19 protein-coding genes are annotated in these 22,726 nt (G+C 67.8%); 7 read left to right on the top strand and 12 right to left on the bottom strand.

Annotated elements, in window-relative coordinates:
- Window position 1 precedes the first annotated feature (1 nt).
- Entirely contained in the window at window positions 2-406 is a 405-nt protein-coding gene (locus tag E3O54_RS03945; RefSeq protein ID WP_233191233.1) for a MarR family winged helix-turn-helix transcriptional regulator, read from the bottom strand.
- Window positions 407-598: 192 nt separating this feature from the next.
- Between E3O54_RS03945 and E3O54_RS03950 the strand changes: the two genes are divergently transcribed.
- Window positions 599-1,450 (top strand): alpha/beta fold hydrolase, encoded by an 852-nt coding sequence (locus E3O54_RS03950; RefSeq protein WP_104099911.1) that lies wholly within the window; start codon window positions 599-601, stop codon window positions 1,448-1,450.
- 9 nt (window positions 1,451-1,459) lie between these two features.
- Window positions 1,460-2,509 (top strand): biotin/lipoate A/B protein ligase family protein, encoded by a 1,050-nt coding sequence (locus tag E3O54_RS03955; RefSeq protein ID WP_104099910.1) that lies wholly within the window; start codon window positions 1,460-1,462, stop codon window positions 2,507-2,509.
- 24 nt (window positions 2,510-2,533) lie between these two features.
- Here E3O54_RS03955 and E3O54_RS03960 read toward each other — a convergent pair whose 3' ends face one another.
- Window positions 2,534-2,866 (bottom strand): GNAT family N-acetyltransferase, encoded by a 333-nt coding sequence (locus E3O54_RS03960; protein ID WP_104099909.1) that lies wholly within the window; start codon window positions 2,864-2,866, stop codon window positions 2,534-2,536.
- A gap of 34 nt (window positions 2,867-2,900) precedes the next feature.
- Here E3O54_RS03960 and E3O54_RS03965 point away from each other — a divergent pair, with 34 nt between their 5' ends.
- Entirely contained in the window at window positions 2,901-3,896 is a 996-nt protein-coding gene (locus E3O54_RS03965; RefSeq protein WP_134375165.1) for a site-specific DNA-methyltransferase, read from the top strand.
- Window positions 3,893-4,819, top strand: coding sequence for an LLM class F420-dependent oxidoreductase (locus E3O54_RS03970; RefSeq protein WP_134400987.1), 927 nt, complete (start codon window positions 3,893-3,895; stop codon window positions 4,817-4,819). Before E3O54_RS03965 ends, E3O54_RS03970 begins: the two co-directional genes overlap by 4 nt.
- Before the next feature lie 119 nt (window positions 4,820-4,938).
- Here the strand turns inward: E3O54_RS03970 and E3O54_RS03975 are convergent, their stop codons facing one another.
- The 8 genes from E3O54_RS03975 to E3O54_RS04010 form a co-directional block, all read right to left on the bottom strand.
- Entirely contained in the window at window positions 4,939-5,967 is a 1,029-nt protein-coding gene (locus tag E3O54_RS03975) for a LacI family DNA-binding transcriptional regulator (protein WP_104099906.1), read from the bottom strand.
- A 40-nt stretch (window positions 5,968-6,007) separates the two neighbouring features.
- Window positions 6,008-7,420, bottom strand: coding sequence for a GH1 family beta-glucosidase (locus E3O54_RS03980; RefSeq protein ID WP_134400988.1), 1,413 nt, complete (start codon window positions 7,418-7,420; stop codon window positions 6,008-6,010).
- A gap of 41 nt (window positions 7,421-7,461) precedes the next feature.
- Window positions 7,462-8,304 (bottom strand): carbohydrate ABC transporter permease, encoded by an 843-nt coding sequence (locus tag E3O54_RS03985; RefSeq protein ID WP_104099905.1) that lies wholly within the window; start codon window positions 8,302-8,304, stop codon window positions 7,462-7,464.
- The gene (locus E3O54_RS03990; protein ID WP_104099904.1) at window positions 8,301-9,287 is read right to left on the bottom strand and encodes a carbohydrate ABC transporter permease; all 987 of its coding nucleotides are present in this window, start codon (window positions 9,285-9,287) and stop codon (window positions 8,301-8,303) included. Before E3O54_RS03990 ends, E3O54_RS03985 begins: the two co-directional genes overlap by 4 nt.
- Window positions 9,288-9,400: 113 nt before the next feature.
- Window positions 9,401-10,678 carry an ABC transporter substrate-binding protein gene (locus tag E3O54_RS03995; RefSeq protein ID WP_104099954.1) on the bottom strand — a complete coding sequence of 426 codons (1,278 nt, stop codon included), beginning with the start codon at window positions 10,676-10,678 and terminating at the stop codon, window positions 9,401-9,403.
- 140 nt (window positions 10,679-10,818) lie between these two features.
- Window positions 10,819-14,334: a hypothetical protein gene (locus E3O54_RS04000; RefSeq protein ID WP_134400989.1), complete on the bottom strand. Its 3,516-nt coding sequence runs from the start codon at window positions 14,332-14,334 to the stop codon at window positions 10,819-10,821.
- Between the two features lie 205 nt (window positions 14,335-14,539).
- Window positions 14,540-15,220, bottom strand: a complete 681-nt coding sequence (locus tag E3O54_RS04005) for an NAD(P)H-binding protein (RefSeq protein ID WP_104099902.1) — start codon at window positions 15,218-15,220, stop codon at window positions 14,540-14,542.
- Between the two features lie 165 nt (window positions 15,221-15,385).
- Window positions 15,386-17,164 carry an MDR family MFS transporter gene (locus E3O54_RS04010; protein WP_233191231.1) on the bottom strand — a complete coding sequence of 593 codons (1,779 nt, stop codon included), beginning with the start codon at window positions 17,162-17,164 and terminating at the stop codon, window positions 15,386-15,388.
- 149 nt (window positions 17,165-17,313) lie between these two features.
- Here E3O54_RS04010 and E3O54_RS04015 point away from each other — a divergent pair, with 149 nt between their 5' ends.
- Window positions 17,314-18,114 (top strand): M15 family metallopeptidase, encoded by an 801-nt coding sequence (locus E3O54_RS04015; protein WP_233191229.1) that lies wholly within the window; start codon window positions 17,314-17,316, stop codon window positions 18,112-18,114.
- Window positions 18,115-18,268: 154 nt separating this feature from the next.
- The gene (locus tag E3O54_RS04020) at window positions 18,269-18,979 is read left to right on the top strand and encodes an amidase domain-containing protein (RefSeq protein ID WP_134400990.1); all 711 of its coding nucleotides are present in this window, start codon (window positions 18,269-18,271) and stop codon (window positions 18,977-18,979) included.
- 83 nt (window positions 18,980-19,062) lie between these two features.
- Here E3O54_RS04020 and pgm read toward each other — a convergent pair whose 3' ends face one another.
- Window positions 19,063-20,679: a phosphoglucomutase (alpha-D-glucose-1,6-bisphosphate-dependent) gene (pgm, locus tag E3O54_RS04025; protein WP_104099899.1), complete on the bottom strand. Its 1,617-nt coding sequence runs from the start codon at window positions 20,677-20,679 to the stop codon at window positions 19,063-19,065.
- A 36-nt stretch (window positions 20,680-20,715) separates the two neighbouring features.
- On the opposite strand from pgm, the gene pheA reads away from it, so the two are divergent.
- Window positions 20,716-21,657 carry a prephenate dehydratase gene (gene pheA, locus E3O54_RS04030; RefSeq protein ID WP_104099898.1) on the top strand — a complete coding sequence of 314 codons (942 nt, stop codon included), beginning with the start codon at window positions 20,716-20,718 and terminating at the stop codon, window positions 21,655-21,657.
- A gap of 60 nt (window positions 21,658-21,717) precedes the next feature.
- Here the strand turns inward: pheA and E3O54_RS04035 are convergent, their stop codons facing one another.
- Window positions 21,718-22,713 (bottom strand): diacylglycerol kinase family protein, encoded by a 996-nt coding sequence (locus tag E3O54_RS04035; RefSeq protein ID WP_104099897.1) that lies wholly within the window; start codon window positions 22,711-22,713, stop codon window positions 21,718-21,720.
- Window positions 22,714-22,726: the final 13 nt, after the last annotated feature.

Here is a 22,726-nt window from a genome sequence, read left to right on the forward strand (position 1 = left end):
TTCAACTGTTGGCGAGTTCCTTCATGATGTCGACGGCCTCGGTGAGGATCCGGCGCTGGTCGGGGCTGAGCGTGACGATGCGCTGGGCGAGCCAGGCATCCCTGCGTTTGCGCGTCTCCCGCATCAGGGTGCGCCCCTGGTCGGTCACCGTGAGCACCACCTTGCGGCCGTCGTCTGCAGAGCCGGCCCGGTTCACGAGGCCAGCCTCGACCAGCGCGTTGACCGTGCGGTTCATCGACGGCGGCGTGACCCGCTCGCGTTCGCTGAGCTCGCGGAGGGTGAACGGGCCATGGAAAAACAGGGTGCCGAGGGCCGAGAACTGGCTCGAGCTGAGCTCATTGTCGGCCTTCTCCTGCCGCAGGCGGCGGGCCAGCCGGCCGTTGGCCAGCCGGAAATCGTGACTCAACTCGGCTACCGTCGCACGTCGACCAGGGGAGACCTCCGGCGCAAGCACGTGAGATGTCGGTGAAGATTCCATAGCTACCCACCCTAACCACTTAGCCTCGCTAAGTATTCCCTGCTCGCAGCCTAGTTCAGGATCGACGGCAAAGAACCGGAATCCAGAGACGCGCGGGGCGAGTCCTGCCAGACTGGCCTCGTGCCTACCTACACGGATGACTTTGGCGTCTCGATCACGTATTTCACCTGGCCGGTCGATCGCCCGCGGGCCATCGTGCAGCTCGCTCACGGGGTCGGTGAGCATGCGCAGCGGTATGCGGAGCTCGCCACCCGACTGAACACGGCCGGCTACACGGTCTACGCCGACGACCACCGCGGCCACGGCCAGACCGGAGTGCACCAGTATGACGGCGACCTGTCCCGCCTCGGCCGCCTCGGCCCCGGCGGACTGCGCGCGGCAGTGGCCGGCGTACGCCAGCTGAGTGGGATCATCCGCGCCACTCACCCTGACCTGCCGCTCGTGCTGCTCGGCCACAGCTGGGGGTCCTTCATGGTGCAGATGATCGTCAATGCGCACGCCGCCGACTACGACGCGGTCGTGCTCAGCGGCACGGCCTACCGGATGCCCGGCTACCTGGACAGCGGCGACCTCAACCGCCGACACAAGCACCTCGGCGACACCGGGGTGGAGTGGCTCAGCCGCGATCCAGAGGTGGCCCGCGCTTTCATCGCCGACCCGCTCACGACCACGACCCCGCTGGCCAAGCTGTTCGGGCTGCGAGAGGCGGCGCGCCTCTTCGGCAGGCCGGGCCGCGACCTGCCGCCGGGCCTGCCGCTGCTCATCCTGGTCGGCGGTGACGACATCGTGGGCGGGGAGCGCAGCGCTCGCAGGCTGGTTCGGGCCTATTCCGGGCGGTCGGGACTTCGGGACATCCGGGTCATCACCTACCCCGGTGCCCGCCACGAGGTGTTCAACGAGACGAACCGTGAGGATGTCTTCGACGACCTGATCGGGTGGCTGGCCAAACGTTTTGCCGTGCGCGCCGATTAGGCTGGCGTCATGCACGGTGAATATAAAGTTCCAGGCGGCAAGCTCGTCGTCGTCGATCTCGATGTCGTTGACAACACGATCGTCGACTTCCGGCTGGCCGGTGATTTCTTCCTCGAGCCCGACAGTGCGCTCGGCGACATCAACGCGGCCGTGAACGGCCTGTCCGCCGACAGCGACGCGGTCAGCATCGCCGCCGCAGTGCGCGCCGCGCTCCCGGCCCATGCCACGCTGCTCGGGTTCTCGCCCGAATCGGTGGCGGTGGCCATCCGTCGCTCCCTCGCCCAGGCCAGCGGCTGGCGCGACTACGAGTGGCAGCTGATCCACACCAAGGCTGTCGCTCCCGTCATGCAGATGGCGCTTGACGAGGTGCTCGCGATCGAGGTTGGCGAGGGGCGCCGCAACCCCACGATGCGGATCTGGGAATGGACGGAGCCGGCCGTCGTCATCGGCAGCTTCCAGTCCCTGAAGAACGAGGTCGACCCAGTCCAGGCCGCCAAGCACGGCTTCACCGTCGTGCGCCGGATCAGCGGCGGCGGCGCCATGTTCATGGAAGCCGGCTCGGTCATCACCTACTCGATCTACGCACCGACCGACCTCGTTCAGGGCATGACGTTCGCTGACTCCTATGCATTCCTCGACGAGTGGGTGCTCACGGCGCTCAAATCCCTCGGCATCGACGCTTACTACCAGCCGCTGAACGACATCACGAGCCCCAAGGGCAAGATCGGCGGGGCCGCGCAGAAACGTCTCGGCAGCGGCGCCGTGCTGCACCACGTCACCATGAGCTACGACATGGACGGCGACAAGATGGTGCAGGTGCTCCGCATCGGCCGGGAGAAACTCAGCGACAAGGGCATCACGAGCGCCGCGAAGCGCGTCGACCCGCTGCGCAGCCAGACCGGCCTCAGCCGGGATGCGATCATCGACCGGATGAAGGCGACCTTCACCGGGCTCTATGGCGCCGTCGCCGGAGAGATCACCGAAGCGGAATATGCCAGGGCGACCGAGCTGGTAGAGACCAAGTTCGGCACCGAGGAGTGGATCGGGCGGGTTCCCTAGGCCACGGGGCCGTCAATACGCGGGCTACCGTCCGCGCGTGAGCAGGTCCTGGTACTCGGCGTGCAGGTCGATCCAGCGCACAACGTAGGGGCACACCGGCACGACCGTGAGCGTGGTGCGGGTGCGAACATCGTCGAGCGCCTGCTCGACGAGGATGCCCGCCAGACCTTCGCCCCGGTGCGCCGGGTCCACCTCGACGTGGGTGAACAGCACATCCTGGCCGGCGACCTCGTAGTCGGCGAAGCCCACGGTGGTGCCGGCGAGCTCGAGCGTGTACCGGGCCAGGGCCGGTTCGTGACGGAATACGACCGAGTCGGATTCCCCGGTCGTTTCCGGGGATGCTGCATCTGGTGTCATCCCCTCAGCGTAGGCTGCCTGACACAATGAAGGAATGCCGATCGCGTGGTCTCCCTCCTCCCCCAGCCGTGTTGTCCACGCGAACAACCTCGAGGTTCTGCCGCAGCTGCCCGACGCGGCCTTCACGCTGATCTACCTGGACCCGCCGTTCAACACGGGGCGCAAGCAGAACCGGCAGACCACGACGTCGGTGCGCGCACCGGCGAGCCCGGTATCCGTCGCCCTGGGTGCGGACGCCGCGGGCATCATCACCGGCTTCAAGGGCCAGCGGTACGAGCGGATCAAGGGTGACCTGCTCGGCTACGACGACCAGTTCGAGGACTATTGGGCCTTCCTCGAGCCGCGCCTGATCGAGGCCTGGCGCCTCCTGTCCGATGACGGCACCCTCTACCTGCACCTCGACTACCGCGAGGCGCACTACGCCAAGGTGTTGCTCGACGCCCTCTTCGGCCGGGACTGCTTCCTGAACGAGCTGATCTGGGCCTACGATTACGGCGCGAAGTCGAAGAACCGCTGGCCGACCAAGCACGACACGATCCTGGTCTACGTGAAGAACCCGGCCCGGTACTACTTCGACTCGACCACGGTCGACCGCGAGCCCTATATGGCGCCCGGTCTGGTCACCCCCGAGAAGGTCGCGAAGGGCAAGCTGCCGACGGATGTCTGGTGGCACACGATCGTGTCGCCCACCGGCAAGGAAAAGACCGGGTATCCCACCCAGAAGCCCGTCGGCATCCTGCGCCGTATGATCCAGGCGTCCAGCCGCGAGGGGGACTGGGTGCTCGACTTCTTCGCCGGCAGCGGCACGACGGGTGCGGTTGCCGCGGCCCTCGGCCGCCGCTTCGTGCTGGTGGACCAGAACCCCGAGTCGATCCAGGTCATGCGCACGCGCTTCGCGCTGCTGCCCGCGGTGGAGTTCCTGCCCGGCGGATTCGAGCCGGCCGTGCCCGAGCCGGCCGCGCCCGAGCCGGCCCAGCCGGCGCTGTTCGATTTCGGCGCCGACCGGCCCGGGGCAAGGCTGGGAGCATGAGACTTCGCATTTTCACCGAACCGCAGCAGGGTGCCTCCTACGACGACATCCTCGCCGTGGCCCAGGCCGCGGAGACGCTCGGCTTCGACGCGTTCTTCCGTTCCGACCACTACCTCGCGATGGGGGACACGGCTCCCGTGCTGCCGGGGCCGACGGATGCCTGGACCACCCTGGCGGGCCTCGCCCGGGAGACCCGGCGCATCCGCCTCGGCACTTTGGTCTCGTCGGTGACCTACCGTCCGCCGGGGATCCTCGCGATCCAGGTGGCGCAGGTCGACCAGATGTCGGGCGGGCGGGTCGAGCTCGGCCTCGGCACCGGCTGGTTCGAGCAGGAACACCTGGCCTACGGCATCCCGTTCCCGGCCAGGCGGTTCGGCATGCTCGAGGAGCAGCTGGAGATCGTGACCGGGCTCTGGGAGACCCCGGTCGGCGACCGCTACAGCTTTGCCGGCGAGCACTACACGCTCGTCGACTCGCCCGCCCTGCCCAAGCCCGTGCAGGCCCGCATCCCGGTGATCGTGGGCGGTGGCGGCGCCAGGCGTACCCCGGCCCTGGCTGCCCGCTTCGCCACCGAGTTCAACCTGCCGTTCCCGGATTTCGCGGATGTCCCGGCCAAGTTCGCCGGCGTGCGCGCTGCATGCGCGGCCATCGGTCGCGATCCCCGTGAGCTGGTGTACTCGGCGGCGCTGATCGCCGTCGCGGGCGCGAACGAGGCAGACTTCATTCGCCGGGCCGCGGCCGCGGGCCGGGAACCGGCCGAGCTGCGGGCGCACGGCGTGGCCGGCACGGCGTCCGAGGTCGTGGACCGCCTCGGCGCCCTCGCCCACGACGGGGTCGAGTGCGTCTACCTGCAGATCATGGACCTGTCCGACCTCGGCCACTTGGACTTCATCGCCCGCGAGGTCATGCCTCAGCTGGCCTGACCGCCCTGCCCGTCCTGCCGGTCCCGCCGGTATTGCCGGTGCGCGGGTGCTGCGCCGCTACGCTGCCGGCGCGCCACGCGCGCAACGGCGCAGCACCCGCACCGGGGAAGCCGCGCGTGTCACGCCGACTCGCGTAGTACCAAACGGGTCGGCATGAGGGTGCGGTGCGGCATGCTCTCGTCGGCGGCGAGCCGGCGCAGCAGAATGTCCGCCATCGCGTAGCCCATTTCCTCGGAGGGCTGGCTCACCGTAGTCAGCGGCACCGGGCCGCTCGTCGCGGCCGGGCTGTCGTCGAACCCGACGATGGCCACGTCGCCGGGCACAGAGCGGCCGAGCTCACGCAGCACATCCACCGCCCCGGTGGCCATCAGGTCGCTCGCCACGAAGAGGCCGTCGATGTCGGGGCACCGCTCCAGCAGCCGGCGGGTGGCTGCCGCGCCACCGGCGGCTGTGAAGTCGGCGAGTTCGACGGCATCCGCGGGCAGCCCGGCCCGCTCCAGCGTGCGCTCGAACCCGGTGAGGCGGTCGATGCCGGCCGGCATGTCCACCGCGCCGGCGATCGAGCCGATGCGGCGGCGCCCGATGTCGACGAGGTGCTGGGTGCCCGTCTCGGCACCCGCCGCGTTGTCGACGTCAACGAAGTAGGCGGCGAGGTTGTCCGCGTTCGACGGCCGGCCGCCGAAGACCACCGGCATGGTCTTGTCGAGTTCGGCCACGAAGTCGTCGCCGGTGTGGTGCGAGATGATGAGCGCTCCGTCGACGTTGCCCGAGCGCAGGTAGCGCAGAGTCTTGTGCCGTGGGTCGCTCGACGCAACGAGCAGGTTGAGCGTGTAATCACTTTGGTCGAGTCGGCGGGTGATGCCCTGCACGACCGCGGCGAAGTAGGGATCACCGAAGAACCGGGTCATATCCTCAGGCACGACCAGGGCCACGGCCTCGGTCTGCCGGCTCGCGAGCGAGCGGGCCGCCCGGTTCGGAACATAGTTGAGCTGGTTGATGGCGTCCGTCACCGAGGCGACGATCTCTGGGCTGACCCTGGTGGACCCGTTCACGACCCGGCTCACGGTGGCCCGGGAAACCCCGGCCACCTCGGCCACCATTTCCAGGGTGGGCTGCGAAGGACGGACCTGGCGCACACTCGTTATCATGACGCCATTATATTTTGCCCGCATCCCTCGCGGTTCCGGTTCAGGAGAGGGCGCGGTTGCGGATGATCTCGGCGTAAGAACGTCCGCTGTCCTTGACGGTGCGCTCCTGGGTCTCGTAATCGACCCGCACGATGCCGAAGCGCTTCTCGTAGCCCCAGGCCCACTCGTAGTTGTCCATCAGCGACCAGTAGAAGTAGCCCTTGACGTCGACTCCCTCATCGATCGCGTCAAGGATGGCGCCCAGGTGGTCGGTCAGGAATTCGGTGCGCCGGGCATCCGGAACACTGCCGTCCGCGGCGACGACGTCGTCGAACGCCGCGCCGTTCTCGGTGACGTAGAGGCTCGTGCCGGTCGGGGCGGCGTAGTCGGTGTTCACGCGAACGAGCAGTTCGCGTAGCCCGTCGGGCTGCACCTCCCACTCCATGGCGGTCAGCGGCAGCCCCTGCGGGTGGTCGTAGACGCCGTCGGCCGCCGGGAACGGCGACCGGGTGGGGCGGTCGGTCGGGGCCTGGGCGAGCAACGGATGTTCGGCCGGGCGATCACTGACCAGGTCGCCGTGGTAATAGTTCACGCCGAGGGTGTCGATCGGCTGGTTGATCTGGGCCAGGTCTCCCTCGTGGATGAAATCGGTCAGCCCGTACTCGGCCACGTCCTGGAGCACATCCTCCGGGTAGAAGCCGCGGAAGACCGGGTCGAGGAAGATCCGGTTGAACTGCCCGTCGATGCGGCGCGCGGCATCCACGTCGCCCGCATGCGTCGGATCGACCGGCTTGGCGACGGTGAGGTTGAGCGTGATGCCGAGCTCGAGCTTCGAGTCGCGTTCGCGCAGCGCCTCGACGGCGAGGCCGTGCCCCAGGAGCAGGTGGTGTGCGGCGGCCAGGCCGTCCCGGGGGCTCTGCCGCCCGGGCGCGTGGGCGCCGGCGGTGTAGCTGAGGAAGGAGGAGCACCACGGCTCGTTGAGAGTGGTCCACACGCCCACGCGGTCGCCGAGGGTGTCGTGCACGGTGAGGGCGTAGTCCCGGAAGCGTGCGGCGGTGTCGCGGTTGGTCCAGCCACCCTTCTCCTCGAGGGCCTGCGGCAGGTCCCAGTGGTAGAGGGTCAGCCACGGCTTGATGCCGGCGCCGAGGAGCTCGTCGACCAGGCGGGAGTAGAAGTCCACGCCCTTCGGGTTGACCGGCCCGCCGTCGGGACGCACCCGGGCCCAGGAGGTGGAGAAGCGGTAGGTCTGCAGCCCCAGGTCCTTCATCAGGGCGACGTCGCCCTGATAGCGGTGGTAGTGGTCGCAGGCGACGTCGCCGTTGTCGGCCTTGAGGACAGCACCCGGCACGCGGCTGAACGTGTCCCAGATGGAATCCGTGCGGCCGTCCTCATGGGCGGCGCCCTCGATCTGGTAGGCGGCCGTCGCCGCCCCGAAGAGGAACTCGGGCGGGAAGGAACGAACGTGTGAGGTCATACCCATATTCTCGGTGATTGTTTCGAGTGTTCCGAACGAGGTCATCCCTTGACCGCGCCCTGCATGATTCCGGCCACGAGCTGCTTACCCAGGAAGATGAAGACCAGGATCAGCGGGATGATCGAGAGCACCACGCCGGCCAGCACGAGCGAGTAGTCGACGTAGAAGGCGGCCTGCAGCTGCTGCAGTGCAACCGGGAGGGTCGGGTTGCCGGGGCCGAGCACGATGAACGGCCAGAAGAAGTTGGTCCAGGTGCCGATGAACGTGAACAGGGCGAGCATCGCCGCGGCCGGGCGGGCGGCCGGGAGACCGATGTGCCAGAAGCTGCGGATCATCGACGCTCCGTCCATGCGCACCGCCTCGATCAGCTCGTCGGGCAGTGCGTCGCGCAGGTACTGGGTCATCCAGAACACGCCGAACGCGGTCACCATGGCGGGCGCGATGACGGCCCAGAGGCTGCCGGTCCAGCCGAGCCTTGACATGACGATGAACAGGGGCACGACGCCGAGCTGGGTCGGCACGGCCATGGTCGCGATCACGAAGATGAGCAGACCTTCCCGGCCGCGGAACTTCAGCTTGGCGAAGGCGTAGCCGGCGAGCGTCGAGAACATCACGACGCTGAGCGACACCACGGACGACACGATGATGCTGTTGCCGAGCGCCGTCCAGAACGGGATGCTGTCGATGACCGTGGCCGCGTTGGCGATGAAGTTACCGCCCGGGATCCACATCATCCCGTTCTGGTTCAGCGCGGAGGCATCCTGGCTGCCGATCAGGAACGACCACCAGATCGGGAAGGCCGAGCCGAGGATAACCGCGATCAGGATGCCGTAGACCCAGAGGGACGGCCGACGGTCGTGCCCGCCGATGATGGTCTTGCTCATGAGATGCCTTTCGCGCGGACGCGCAGCTTGCGGTCGCCGGTGCCCGCGATGCGACGGGTGATGAGGAAGTTGATGACAGCGATGAGGATGATGATCAGGAACAGGAGCCAGGCCACGGCGGACGCCCGGCCGAAGTTGCGCTGGTTCCAGCCGAGTTCGTAGATGTACAGGGTGAGCGTCTGCCACTGGCGACTGGCTCCGCCCTGGCCGACGTTGTCGAACATGCGTGCCTCGTCGAAGATCTGCAGCCCGCCGATCGTCGAGGTCAGGATGACGAAGATGATGATCGGTCGCAGCAGCGGCAGGGTGATCGACCCGAAGGTGCGCCAGCGGTTGGCGCCGTCGATGATGGCGGCCTCGTAGTAATCGCGCGGGACGGCCTGCATGGCGGCGAGGAAGATAAGGGCGTTGTAACCGGTCCAGCGGAAGTTCACCATTGTGGCGATGGCGAGGTGGCTGGGGATCACGTCGACGTGCCAGCGCACGGGCTCGAGGCCCAGGCTCATGATCGCGCTGTTGATCAAGCCGAACTTGTCGCCGAAGAGGTCGTTGAAGATGAGTGCGACGGCGACCGGGGCCACGACGTAGGGAAGGAGCACGCCCATGCGCCAGAAGGTCTTTCCGCGCAGGTTGAAGTCGAGCACGGCGGCGATGCCGAGCGCGACGATGATCTGGGGGATGCTCGAGAGCAGGAAGATGCTGAAGGTGTTGCGCAGGGAGTTCCAGAAGTATCCCTGGCTCAGCACCGTGACGAAGTTCTCCAGGCCGACGAAGTCGCCCTGGCCGCCGATGAGGTTCCAGTCGTGCACCGACACCCACGCCGTGTACAGCAGCGGGAAGAGGCCCATGACGGCGAAGACGAGGAAGAAGGGGGAGATGTAGAGGTAGGGCGAGAAGCGCACATCCCAGCGGCTCAGTGTGTGGCTGAGGGCGATGCGGCGGATGCTGCGGGCATTCACCTCGACAGCGGCAACGGTAGTCATGAAAGTCCTTCGGTGGTTGAGCTTGTCGAGGCCCGGGTGAGCCGGTCGAGACCGGGGTCGGGCCGGCCGGGACCAGGTGGTCTCGACAGGCCCGACCGGTGGGATGGTGCTGGTTAGCCGAGCGACTCGACGTCGGTGACCCACTGAGCCCACGACTCGTCAGCCGTCATGGTGCCGTCTTCGACGCGGGTGAGCGCCTGCTGCATGGCGTCGTTGATCGCGAAGTAGAACTCGCCCTTGTACGGGGTCACGTCGACAGCGGCGGCGCGGTTGGCAAGGATCTCACCGGTCGGCGCGTTGTTGAAGAACTCGTTCGTGGCGCCGAGGAGTTCGTCGCTCTCGAGGGCTTCGAGCTGGCTCGGAAACGTGCCCTTGGACGCGAACGCCTTGAGCTGCTGCTCCGGGGCGGTCAGCCAGGAAGCGAGCTTCTGGGCCTCGGCCTGGTTCTTGGATTGCTCGGGAACGGTCAGGTACGAGCCGCCCCAGTTGCCGCCGCCGCCGGGGAACGTGTCGGCGATGTCCCAGCCGGCGACGCCTTCAGCGTTGCCGGAGATCACGCCGAGCATCCAGCCCGGGCAGAGCATCGTGGCGAAGCCGTCGTTCTGGAAGCTGGCGGTCCAGTCGTCGCTCCACTGTCCGAGGTGCGCGGACAGCGTGCTGCTGGCCTCGAGCACGCTCGTGTAGGCCTTCTTCACCTCCGGGTTCCCGGTGGCGATGATGGTGCCGTCTTCTTCTTCATAGGCGTTGGGGATCTGGTTGACGACGCCCTGCCAGGTGGCTCCGGCAGAGTCGAACCACGGCACGTTCGTGCCGGCAGCAGCGAACTTCTCACCGGCTGCGTAGTAGCTCTCCCAGCTGGTGCCGAGGAGTGCGGCGACCTCGGCGCGGTCGGTCGGAAGACCGGCGGCGGCGAACAGGTCGGAGCGGTAGCAGACGGCTTCCGGACCGATGTCGGTGCCGTAGGCGATCAGGCGGCCGTCGGCATCCGTCGCGGCCTCGGTCTTCCAGTCGAGCCAGCGCTCGTCGACGTCGTCAGAGGCGAGGTCGATGAACTGGTCGGAGTATTGGAGCAGTTCCGGCAGCCAGTCGACCTCGATGGCCTCGATGTCGCTCAGGCCGCTGCCTGCGGCGAGACGGGTCGTGAGGTTGTCGCGGGCCTCGTTGGAGGTGGCAGCCTTCTTGTGCGTGATGGTGACGTTCGGGTTGGCCTTCTCGTACTCGGCGAACAGGTCGTCATAGCCGAATTCGTTGAACGTCGCGACGGTCAGTTTGACGTTTTCGTCGGTCGACTGCTCTCCGCCGGCGTTCGCTGAACAACCGGATAGAACCAGTGCGAAGGATGCTGCTCCGGCGACTGTTACTGCAAGTGTGGTGCGCGGGAAACGCTTCACGGTCACTCCCTTGTGTGCGTGCTGATGGGTGGATGCAAGGTCGCTCTCATTGTGCCGTGAGAGCGCTCTCACGTGGTGGTGCTTACGTTAGTGCGCGCATCGATGGTTTGTCAAGAGAGCGCTCTCTCCTGGCTCGGCGGTCAGAGTCCGTCTTGGTCCGGTACGGTCACCGTGAGGGAGCGCACCCGGCCGTCGCGGCGGAAGACGCTCGCGCTCACGTCGGCGTCGAGCGTGCCGCCGGGACCGGGCACCTGGGCGCCGTCGGCGAGGTGTGCGACCATCTCGAGCGGGCCGCCGTGGTGGAACACGACCGGGACCTGACAGAACGTGAACGCGAGCGTGTCCGCGGGCAGCTCGACGCTGTGCTGCTCGCCGAGGACATCCCGGTAGGCGAACGTGCCGGGAGCCGTGGTCCACTCGCCGGCCCGCAGCAGGGTGGGCCGCAAACGGATGCGACCGCCTTCGACCCGCAGGCCGAGCTCGCCCAGGCGGGTGAGCACCTCCTCTTTGACCTGCCCGGTCATCCCCGGCTGCCGGGCGCCCTGGCCGGCGGGCGTGTGCGAGTAAGGATCGGTGGGGAACGCACCGTAGGTGAGCGGATCCTTGCGGTAGCCGATGCCGGCACGCACGTCCTCGTACGCCGCCATCAGCCCCTGGATCGAAGTTTCATCCGCCTGCTCGGCGACGGCCCGGTCGAGTGTCTCCTGCACCGCGAGCAGCAGCTTCGCGACCATGTGCCAGTAGATGCTGCCGAGGCCCTCGTAGGCGAAGAACGAGCCGGAGCGCCCGGTGAATTCCGCATGCCGGAAGACTTCCTCGAAGATGGTGAGCAGTTCGGCCCGGTCCTGTTCCACGGCGCCCTGCAGCGTCGGGTCGGCGCTGAGCCGGTCGAGCGCCTCCGAAACGCCCCTGGCGTTTCGGATGTGGGCGGCGAAGTGCAGGTCGCCCTGAACATCCCGCACAACTATGCTGCGGTCGCCGGCAGCGATGAGGCGCAGGGCGAGAGGGCAGTCGGCGGCCCGTGCCGCACTGAAGGTGTTGCGGGCGAGGAAGGACGAAAGGTCCTTGTCGGGATAGAGGATGTAGCTGTGCTGGTCGGCGCGGTACAGCCGGCTCGTGCGCAGGGCACCGAGCAGGTCCAGCGTCTCTTCCGGGCCGAGCAGGCCGGAGGAAAGGATGGCGACCTGGCCCTCGAGCATCTCCGCGAGCCGACGCACATCGGCCCCATCGTCCCCGAACTCCAGCACGTTGTAGGAGTGCACGAGCCCGTCGTCCCGCCGGTTGGCGTGCAGGCCGGACTCGATGAAGCGCCGAGCCAGATCGAGCAGCTCGGCGACGTCTCCCGCGGCGACCGTCGACCGCTCCCCATCGAACCCCGCGTAGACCCGCTCGCGATAGGAGGTCCCTGCCTCGCCCAGGCCGTCCATCACGGCCCGGCGGCGAGTGGAATCGAACCCGCCGGCCAGGCCGTCCGCATGCTCGAAGAGCACGTCGCGCACCGCGGTGAGCAGTCCGGCGAGCTCGCTCGAGAGCTCGACGTCGACCGTCAGGAGGTCCTGCACGAAGACGAGGTAGCGGCGCAGATAGGCGAGGGTGACCACCGACAGGCCACGGCCGACGAGCGCGTTGTTGGCGTCGTTCCATTCCGGGCGCTGGGTCGTCATCCAGATGCCGCCGTCCGGCACCAGATTGACGAGCTTGGCCAGCAGGAGCAGCAGCACCTTCTCGGCCAGCGTTACCCGCACGAGGTCGCCGTCGGCACCGTGCACGAGCCGACCGTCCGAGCCCTCCTCGGCGACCCGCCGCGTGATCGTGCGCTGCCGCTCGTCGTCGAAGGTGATGGTGTTGTACGGGTCCGTGAGGATGTCCGCATAGGCGGCGATCCGGTACGGCACGTCGGCGTGGGTGAAGGCCGCCCGGTTGATGAGCGCGTCGAGGCGCCCCGGGTGGAATCGGCGGGAGGTCTCGAGCAACTTGAGCAGGTAGATGATCTGGTGGTCGCTCCAGTAACCGATGTTGGCCCAGGGGTCTTCGGGCTCGGGGACCTCCCAGTCGATGCCCTCGCGAGAGATCCGGTACGGGTTGTAGCCGTCGGCGGTCGTGGCGTCAAGGAAGATCGTGACCATCGACTCCACGTATTCGGGGAATGACCAGGCCAGCGCCTCCCAGTTCTGGAAGATGTCCCGCCAGTTGCCTTGGTATTCCAGGCGACGGATGCCACTCTCGTCTTTCAGAACGATCCGGAACTGATTCCACGGCCGGCTCGGATCGCCGTGCCGGCGGCTGAACGTGAGCGGCAGGTATTCCGTGGCGAGGCGCCACAGGTCTACGTCGCCGTACTCCTGGGCGATGGCGATGAGTTCGTCGGAGCGCAGCCGCTCGGGCAGCGCCGCCAGCACGCCGGCGCAGCGCTGGGCGGTCGACTTACTCCGCTGAATGATGAACGCCCGCACGTCGCTCAACTCCACCGTGTAGCCCTCGGCCGGAACGCCGCCGCGCATCGTGTTGAAAAGCACGTTGGCGGTGTGGTGGATGGTCGCGAGCTCGTCGCCGCTGTGCTGGGCGGCGTCGGTGGCCGCGAGGATCGTCTCCAGGTCGGACCGGGTGCCGACGATGTCGGCCGCGAGCTCCTCGGCGAGCCCGGCAGGATCTCGCAGCTTCTCGCGCAGGGCGACGACATCGGCCGCGTCCTGGTTGACGTCGGCGACGATCTGCCAGCGCTGCGTGCTTCCGGGGGCCAGCGTGATCCGCGCGTGCACGAGGTAAGCGCCGCGCTGGCCGCGGACATCCGTCTCGGCGGTGATGCCCCGGCCCCGGGCGAAGGCAGCCACCTGGCTGATCGAGAGCAGGTGCTCGGCGTTGCCCAGCCCTACCTGCCAGGCCACGTTGGCCTGCAGCGACTCGCTGGGCTCGGCGAGGTCGGAGAGCGTCGCGTTCAGCGTCAGCAGCCCGAGGCCCGTCGAAGAGTCGAGTTCGGCCCGCTTGTAGGCGTCCAGCAGCACGCTCAGCTCGTTCTGCGTCTTCTTGAGGGCTCCGGCGGGAAGGATGTTCACCAGGCCGTCGAGGAGGTCGACGTCGAGCGTTTCGCCGAGCTGCTCGCCGGTGAGCTTCTGGTCGGTGAGCGAGGTCAGGGCGCAGCTGCGCACGACGCCGAAGCGGGCACTCGTCTGCCAGGTCACGCGCAGGCGCAGGCCGAGATCCGGGCGGGTCTCCTCGAAGACCAGGGTCGTGCCGAGGGCGTCCTTGTACAGCGTGCGCTGCACGGCCTGATCGCCGGGACGCACCTCCGCGAACGGCTGCCAGTGAATCCCGGTCCCGTCGGGGCGTCGAACGAGCAGCACGCTGAGCCCACCGGTTCGGCCGCCGCTCTCGGTGACCTTGTCGTCGGTGTAATACGGGAACAGGGCCCGATCGGCGTCGACCCGTCCTGCCGTCAGGCCGCCCGTGCTCGAGATGAAGAGCCAGACGTTGCTCGCGCCGACAAGGGTCATGAAGAACGGCGGCATCTGGTCGTAGGCCTCGATCCGGTAGAACCGGCGCCCGTCCAGATCGACCGGTCCGCCCCGGACGGTGCCCTCCGCAGGGTCAGTGCCATCTGCGGGGTCGAACGGGATCTCGCCCCGGCCGGTGGGCTGAATGATGGTCTCGAGGGGCATGCGATTCTCCATTGGATTCACTCCGGCGGATGTTCCGGCCGGCGAGTGCTCCACCATCTCACTGATGAGAGCGCTCTCACAGACTGCCAGACATCTACCGCGCATTCAAGCGCCGGCCCCCCGCGGTGTTGTGCGGAGGGCCGGCGCTGGGTCGGCTGAAGGTGCACCGGGTCGACCGGCGGGGGCCCGCCTGGCGGCCGAAGCCTTAGGCGAACGCGGCTACGGCAACAGCGACGGGTTCGTCGCCGGAGACCAGGTGCAGCACCCGGCGCTCGGCGGCGCCGGTCTCGATGAGTGCGGCCAGCACGGCCGCGACGTCCGCGCGGGGCACAGTCGCGCGATCTTCCGGCAGGCCGGGGCCGGCCGGGTTCAGGCGCACCAGTCCGGTTCCTGCGTCGTCGACGAGGCCGCCGGGGCGAACGATCGTCCAAGCCAGGGGCCGAGCGATCAGGTCTTCCTCGGCCGCCAGTTTGGCCTGCAGGTAGCCCAGGAAGTCCGCCGGTACATCCGCCGGGGTCTGACCGTCCCGCACCTTCTCGGTGCCGGTCGACGAGATCTGGATGAAGCGCACCACGCCGGCGGACTCAGCCGCGTCGGCCAGTCGCACGGAGCCGCCGAAGTCGACGGCCTGACGGCGCTCCTCGCTGCCGTCGGCTCCGGCGCCCGCGGCGAACACCGCGACGTCGGCACCGGCCAAGAGGTGCGCCGCCTCGGCCGATGAGGTCTTTTCGAGGTCGAACACCACCGGAACGGCTCCGTCAGCGACGAGGTCCGCCCTCTGTTCCTCCGTGCGGATCAGCCCGAGGACCTCGTGGCCGTTCTTCGTGAGCTCCCGCGTGAGCTGCCGGGCGATTTTTCCATGTCCACCTGCAATAACAATGCGCATTACCAATACAACGCCCCGACGGTCCCCACAATTCCCCAACGCCCGGACCGGGCCATCCGTGACTGCGCGCCCTGTGCGCATTCGACGGAGATTTTGCCACAAAGTGACGATTTGAGGCCTAAATGGGGCGGTAGGAGCAAAATCTCCGTCGAATTCGTTCGGGTGCTAGCGGGGCTGGGTGCGGGCCTCGCGCTCGAACTCGTCGACGTCGATCCCCGGCTCGACCAGGGCGCCCATCCTGTCGGCGGCCCGCTGCGCGTCCCGGGTCAGCTCGGCCTGCGCGGTCAGCTCGGCCGCGTTCTCGTCCGCGGCCTCCTGCAGGGCGGAGGTGTTGCGCAGCGGCGGCGCCGTGAGGAAGAAGCTCAGTACGAATGCGACCAGCACGACGGCCAGGCTCACCCAGAAGACGGTGACGGATGCGTCGTTGAAGCCGACGAGGAACGGCTCTGCGAGCCGCGGGTCGGCCGTGTTGAGGAACGAGGTGTCGCCGTCGAGGGCGCCGCCCACGCTGCCCGGGTTGGCCAACAGGGCCAGGATGCCGGTGTTCGCCGGGTCGGCCTGCACGGCCGGGTCCGTTGCAGCGTCCCTGACCCCGGAGACGATGGTCGGGTTGTCGAAGGCCGCGCCGATCGTGTCGGGGATGCGGGTGAACAGCACCGAAAAGAGCACGGCGGTGCCGAGCGTGCCGCCGATCTGGCGGAAAAACGTCGCGGCGGATGTGGCCACGCCGATATCCCGAGGGCCGACCGAATTCTGGCTGGCGATGGTGAGCGTCTGCATCAGCTGGCCGAGGCCGAGGCCGATCAGGAGCATCCCGGCCATCATGAATCCGACCGGCTTGTCGGCGGTGGCGAATGTGAAGAGCAGGAAGCCTGCCGACATGAAGGCAGTGCCGATGGTGGGGAAAACCTTGTAGCGGCCGGTACGGGCGATCAGCTGGCCGCTCACAATGGAGGAGATCATCAGGCCCGCGATCATCGGCAGCATCAGGAAGCCGCTCTCCGTCGGGGTGGCCCCGTTCACGAGCTGCAGGTAGAGCGGCACCGTCATCATGGCGCCGAACATGCCGAAGCCGACGAAGACGCCCAGGATGGTCGCCATCCTGAACGTGGACGAACGGAACAGTTTCAGCGGGATGAGCGCGTCGTCGCCCATCAGCCGCTCGGCGAGGATGAAGGCCGCGATGCTGAAGAGTCCGATCACGTAGCAGGCGATCGAGGGGATCGAACCCCAGCCCCAGGTGCGGCCCTGCTCGGCCACGAGCAGCAGCGGCGCGGCTGCAAGGATCACGGTCACCGCTCCCCACCAGTCGATGCGAACGGGCCGGGCGAAGTGGGGAACGTGTAGAAACTTCAGCACGATTGCGAGGGCGATGATGCCGATCGGGAGGTTGATCAGGAAGACCCACCGCCAGCCCGTGATTCCGAGGATCGTGTCCGAGCCCGACAGGACGCCGCCGATGAGCGGGCCGATCACGCTGGAGACCCCGAAGACGGCCAGGAAGTACCCCTGGTATTTCGCCCGCTCCCGGGGTGCCAGCATGTCGCCCATGATCGTCAGGGGGAGAGCCATCAGGCCGCCGGCGCCGAGCCCCTGGATGGCCCGGAAGATCGCGAGCTCGTACATCGAGTTCGCCAGGCCGGCCAGGAGCGAGCCGATGAGGAAGATTGTGATCGCGATCAGGAACAGCGGGCGGCGCCCGAAAATGTCGCTGAGTTTGCCGTAGATCGGCGTGCTGATGCACGACACGATCAGGTAGGCGGTCGTCACCCAGGCCTGCAGCGCCATGCCGTCGAGGTCGTCGGCGATGGTGCGCATCGATGTTCCGACAATGGTCTGATCGAGGGCGGAGAGGAACATTCCGGCCATCAGTCCGAAGATGACGAAGAGAATCTGCCGGTGGGACATCAGCGGCGGGGCGGCGAGAGCGGGAGAAGTTTGCATTGTGCGCAAAGTTACACGATGGGCAAACAATCTTCAAGCGCCTGCGGGCCGTCGGAGGCTGGGGGAACCCGCTCCGGTCTATGCTCAGCATCGTGTGGGCAGATCGGGCAGTGGGGGTCGCGCATCCGTTACGGCGGAGGCGTATCGTCGTGCTGTCCATCGCCATCTCTGTACTCGCCGCCGGTGCGGTGGCGGCCGGAGCCCTGACCGGGGAAACCGCGCCGCCCGTCGTCGGTTCCGCCGTCGCTCCGACGCTGATTGCCCGTGTCGAACCGAGCGCCACCCCCACCCCGCCTCGTTCCGCCCCGACAGGTTCCCCGGAGCCGGCCGTGATGCCTACCTTTGACCGTTCCGCGCGCTCACTCGACGACCCGGCCAGCCTCTGGGTCGTCGTTGACAAGACCCGCCCGCTGAACCCCACCGACTACGCTCCGACCGACCTCGTCGACGTCCCGGTGGCTCACGTCTGGAGCCCGCAACTTCGCCGGGAGGCGTCGGACGCAACCGTGGCCCTGTTCTCCGCGTTCGAGGCGGAGACCGGGCTGAAGCTGCAGTCCCACAGCGCCTACCGGAGCTTCGCGGCCCAGGTGATGGTCTACGACGCGGATGTCGCCGCGAACGGACAGGCGTTCGCCGACACCAGCACGGCCCGGCCGGGAAACAGCGAGCACCAGACCGGTCTGGCCATCGACATCAGCGCACTGCCCCGGATCTGTTCGCTGGATGCCTGCTTCGGCGACACCCCACAGGGGCAGTGGCTTGCCGGGAATGCCTGGCGTTTCGGGTTCCTGCTGCGCTACCCGGCCGACAAGGTGGCCATCACCGGCTACGGCTACGAGCCCTGGCACTTCCGCTACATCGGAACGGAACTGGCCACGGAGATGCACGCCACCGGAACCGCCACCCTCGAGGAATTCTTCGGGCTCCCGGCGGCTCCCGGCTACCACTGATCTCGTTCCCCAATCCCGTTTCCTGATCGGCGCAGGGCCGGTGTGTCGTCCACCCGGGCATTTCCCGGATAAGTGTGATTATCTGGGAACCGTCCCCCGAACAGGGCGTGTCTGCCACACACCCCGGTGGCACCCCGAACGAAGAGAGAAATCTGTGGTTCTGACCCGACGCTTCCGCATCGTCGCTGCCGTGCTCGTTCTGGGCGGCCTCGTGGCCGGAACGGCCGCCGTGGCCGGGGTGACTGGGGATAAACCCGTCGTCTCGGCGACTCCGACCCCGGCTGCTGACTCCACGCAAACGGCGCCGAAGGCCGATGCGGCCGCGTCTGACGCGACGGCCACAGATCGGGTCGCCCCCGCGGAGGCCGCAGAGCCGGTTCCCATCGACGCCCAGGTGCAGGCGCAGGTGAGTTACATGCTCGCCCACTGGACCGACTACAACACGGATGGCTACGGCGTCATCACCGACAACGACTGCGTCAATTTCACCAGCCAATCCCTGATTGAGCGGGGCTGGACCATGGACGACCAGTGGTACGCAGAGGGAATCGGCTCCGACTTCGACACCTCGTCACCGTGGATCAGCTCAACCGCTTTCCGGGACTACGTCGCGCAGTCCGGCCGCGCCACCGCCCTGACGGATGACCAGCGCGACCAGGTCAAGCTCGGCGACGTCGCCCAGTTCGACTGGGACAACTCCGGGGACCGCGACCACACCGGGGTCGTCACCCGGATCGAGGGGTCGGGCGACGACATCCAGATCTACTATGCCGGCCACACCGACGACACCGACTTCCGGTCGGTTGACTACGCGATCACCGAGAAGCACCCGGGCGCCACGGCGTACTACTGGAGCATTCCCTAGGTACCGAAGCACTCCCTACCGCTGATCTCCGGTCCCGACAGGCTCGACCGCCGCGGTGGTCAAGCCGGTCCGGATCAGACGCGTCAGGCGATGGCGCCGTCGACGATGGCCTTGGCCTCGATCTGCACCTGCTTCAGGTGTTCCGGGCCAGTGAAGGACTCGGCGTAGATCTTGTAAACGTCCTCGGTGCCACTCGGCCGGGCCGCGAACCAGGCGTTCTCGGTGACGACCTTGACGCCGCCGATTGCCGCACCGTTGCCGGGAGCGTGACTCAGCTTGGCGATGATCTTCTCGCCGGCGAGTTCGGTGGCAGTGATGGCGGCTCCGTCGAGCTTGGACAGCTGCGCCTTCTGGGCGGGCGTCGCGGCCGCGTCCACGCGAGCGTAGGCCGGGTCGCCGAAGTGCTCGGCCAGCTCGGCGTAGCGTTGGCTGGGCGTCTTGCCGGTCACGGCGAGAATCTCCGAGGCGAGCAGGGCCAGCAGGATGCCGTCTTTATCGGTGGTCCAGACGGTTCCGTCGAAGCGCACGAAGCTGGCGCCGGCGCTCTCCTCGCCGCCGAAGGCGACCGAGCCGTCGATCAGGCCCGGAACGAACCACTTGAATCCGACCGGCACCTCCCAGAGGTCGCGGCCGAGGAAACCCGCGACGCGGTCGATCATGGTGGAGGAGACGAGCGTCTTGCCGATCGCGGCATCCGCCCGCCAGCCTTCGCGGTGGCTGTACAGGTAGTCGATGGCCACGGCCAGGAAGTGGTTCGGGTTCATCAGCCCGCCGTCGGGGGTGACGATACCGTGCCGGTCGGCGTCGGCGTCGTTGCCGGTGACGATGTCGAACTCGTCCTTGTGGGCGGCGACGGATGCCATCACGGACGGGCTCGACGGATCCATCCGGATCTTGCCGTCCCAGTCCAGGGTCATGAAGCGCCAGGTGGGGTCGACGTGGGGGTTGATCACGGTCAGGTTGAGCTCGTAGCGGTCGCGAATCGCACCCCAGTAGCCCACGCTCGCGCCGCCGAGCGGGTCGGCTCCGATACGAATGCCGCTGGCCTTGATGGCGGCCATGTCGATGATGTTCTCAAGGTCATTCACGTACCCACCGCGGAAGTCGTAGGTCTCGACCGCGCTGGGCTCGCTCTTTTTGACATCATTGAGCCCGGCGGCGATGAGTTCGTTGGCCCGGGCGGCGATCCACGAGGTGGCGTCGCTGTCGGCCGGTCCGCCGTGCGGTGGGTTGTATTTGAAGCCGCCGTCGGAGGGCGGGTTGTGGCTCGGGGTGACCACGATCCCATCGGCCTCGTCGCTGTTCCCGGCCCGGTTGTAGGCCAGGATCGCGTGCGAGAGGGCCGGAGTAGGCACATAGTCGTCGAACTCGTCGACCAGCACGCGCACGCCGTTCGCGACGAGCACTTCGAGGGCGGTCGTATAGGCTGGCGCGCTCAGGGCGTGCGGGTCGGTGCCGATGAAGAGCGGCCCGGTGATGCCCTGCATGGCGCGGAATTCAACGATCGCCTGCGTGGTCGCGATGATGTGGTCTTCATTGAAGGCCGTGTTGAGGGAGCTCCCTCGGTGACCGGAGGTGCCGAAGGCCACTCGCTGGCCTGGCACCGTGACATCCGGTTTCAGGTCGTAGTACGCCTTCACCAGCGCTTCGACATCGACAAGGTCAGATTCCAGGGCCGCTGTGCCCGCGCGTTCGTTCATGGTGTCCAGTCTTGCACTGCAACTAGGCTGATCTGCATGTCCGAGTCGCGCAATGTCAGCTACAGCTTCCTTGGGCCGACGGGCACCTTCACCGAGGCAGCCCTCACCCAGGTCGTCGAAGCCCAGGGCAAGCCGTGGCGGGCCGTGAACAATGTCGGCGAGGCGTTCGACGACGTCGTGTCCGGCCGCAGTGTGGCCGCGATGATCGCGATCGAGAACTCCGTCGACGGTGGCGTGTCCGCCACGCAGGATGCCCTCGCGAGCGTGCCCGACCTGCGCATCATCGGCGAGTACCTGGTTCCGGTGAACTTCGTCCTGGTGGCTCGCCCGGGCACCGCGCTGGCCGATGTGAAGATCGTCAACGCGCATCCGGTCGCCTATGCGCAGTGCCGCCGCTGGCTGGAATCCAATCTGCCGCACCACGGCCACCTTCCGGCGTCGAGCAACGTGGCCGCCGCCGCGTCGCTGGTCGAATCAGGGCAGGCGGATGCTGCCATCGCCCCGCCCGGCATCGAGAAGCACCACGATGTGGTCGTGCTCGCCCGCAGTATCGGCGACAACGCCAACGCGGTCACCCGCTTCGTGCTCGTCAGCCGAACCACCACCGTGCCGCCCCGCACTGGCGCCGACAAGACCAGCCTGATCGTGGAGCTGCCCGAAGACCGCTCAGGCGCCCTGCTCGAGATGCTCGAGCAGTTCGCCACCCGGGGCGTCAACCTCAGCCTGATCCAGTCGCGCCCCATCGGCGACGCCCTGGGGCGCTACCGGTTCGTGATCGATGCCGACGGTCATATCCACGACGAACGCGTGGCCGACGCGCTGCTCGGCCTGCGCCGGTTCAGCCCCCAGGTGATCTTCCTCGGCTCGTACCCGCGGGCCGACAAGCAGCCGATCGAGTTCACCTCGCGCTACAACGACAACGTTTTCATCGGTGCGCGCGCCTGGCTGCGCGGCCTGCTCGGCGAGCCCGCGGTCTGACGGTCCCACCAGCCCTGCCCAGCCCAGCCCAGCCCAGCCCAGTCCAGCCCGGCCCGGCCCTCAGGCCGCGACGGGAACCCGCAGGACGAGGGCGGCAGGGTCGGTGCGCAGGGACACCGAGCGCACCGGGCCGAGCGCGTCGCCGTCCACCTCGAACTCCTGCGCCTCGACCAGCACGATCCGGATATCGGCGGCGTGCAGCGTCGTCAGCACCCGTGCAGTGGTCGATTCGGTTCGCTCGATGATGCGACGCCCGGCCGCCGAGCGGCGCAGAACGCCGTTCTCCCACGTCACCCGGCGCCAGATTGTGAGCCAGCCGAGCACACCCTTGGGCTGCAGCATGGCGATGTCGAGGATGCCGTCGTCGAGGCGGGCATCCGGCAGAATCTGGATATTTCCCGGCAGCAGGCCGCAATTGCCGATCAGGATGGTGCTCACGTGCGCCGGCCGGTGCGGGCGCCCGTTCAGGCTGTACCGGATCTGGAACGGCTTGACCCGGGGGAGCACGCGCGCCACGGCGTCGACGTAGGCCAGCCAGCCCACCGCCCGCTTCAGTTCGGGCCGCGTGCTCACGACCATCTGGGCGTCGATGCCGATGCCCGCCATCACGAGGAAGACGTGGTCGGCCAGGGCGCCGTCGTCGGTGCGCACGGATGCCACACCCACGTCGATCGGCTTGTTTCCGCCCGTGAAGGCAACCATGGTGGCCTCGTCAAGGTTCGACAGCGGCAGGCCCAGGTTGCGGGCCAGCAGATTGCCGGTGCCGAGGGGCACGATGGCCAGGGGCACACCGGAGCCACGGAGCACGTCGGCGATCGCGCGAATCGTGCCGTCGCCGCCCGCCACGAGCACCAGGGACGCACCCTTCGCCAGGGCGAGCCGGGCGGCTTGCCTGCCGGCGTCGTCCGCGGCGGTCGGGAGCCAGAGCGAGCCGGCCCAGTCCGACGCGGTCTCCGCGCGGGCCACGCTCGCCCGCAGGCGGTCCAGGTCGACTTTGGTGGGGTTGTAGACGATTGCCGCCCGCCGAACAACTGTCGGTTGATCGGGAGTATCCACGCGGTAAGGCTAG

It is taken from the genome of Cryobacterium sp. TMT2-4, from assembly GCF_004402575.1.
Classification (GTDB): Bacteria; Actinomycetota; Actinomycetes; order Actinomycetales; family Microbacteriaceae; genus Cryobacterium; species Cryobacterium sandaracinum.

Excerpts from the sequence above, each read along its gene's own strand:
- E3O54_RS03955 (WP_104099910.1), top strand. The coding sequence starts at position 1,460 with ATGCACGGTGAATATAAAGTTCCAGGCGGCAAGCTCGTCGTCGTCGAT.
- E3O54_RS03960 (WP_104099909.1), bottom strand. The coding sequence starts at position 2,866 with ATGACACCAGATGCAGCATCCCCGGAAACGACCGGGGAATCCGACTCG.
- E3O54_RS03965 (WP_134375165.1), top strand. The coding sequence starts at position 2,901 with ATGCCGATCGCGTGGTCTCCCTCCTCCCCCAGCCGTGTTGTCCACGCG.
- E3O54_RS03970 (WP_134400987.1), top strand. The coding sequence starts at position 3,893 with ATGAGACTTCGCATTTTCACCGAACCGCAGCAGGGTGCCTCCTACGAC.
- E3O54_RS03975 (WP_104099906.1), bottom strand. The coding sequence starts at position 5,967 with ATGATAACGAGTGTGCGCCAGGTCCGTCCTTCGCAGCCCACCCTGGAA.
- E3O54_RS03980 (WP_134400988.1), bottom strand. The coding sequence starts at position 7,420 with ATGACCTCACACGTTCGTTCCTTCCCGCCCGAGTTCCTCTTCGGGGCG.
- E3O54_RS03985 (WP_104099905.1), bottom strand. The coding sequence starts at position 8,304 with ATGAGCAAGACCATCATCGGCGGGCACGACCGTCGGCCGTCCCTCTGG.
- E3O54_RS03990 (WP_104099904.1), bottom strand. The coding sequence starts at position 9,287 with ATGACTACCGTTGCCGCTGTCGAGGTGAATGCCCGCAGCATCCGCCGC.
- E3O54_RS04000 (WP_134400989.1), bottom strand. The coding sequence starts at position 14,334 with ATGCCCCTCGAGACCATCATTCAGCCCACCGGCCGGGGCGAGATCCCG.
- E3O54_RS04005 (WP_104099902.1), bottom strand. The coding sequence starts at position 15,220 with ATGCGCATTGTTATTGCAGGTGGACATGGAAAAATCGCCCGGCAGCTC.
- E3O54_RS04010 (WP_233191231.1), bottom strand. The coding sequence starts at position 17,164 with ATGCAAACTTCTCCCGCTCTCGCCGCCCCGCCGCTGATGTCCCACCGG.
- pgm (WP_104099899.1), bottom strand. The coding sequence starts at position 20,679 with ATGAACGAACGCGCGGGCACAGCGGCCCTGGAATCTGACCTTGTCGAT.
- pheA (WP_104099898.1), top strand. The coding sequence starts at position 20,716 with ATGTCCGAGTCGCGCAATGTCAGCTACAGCTTCCTTGGGCCGACGGGC.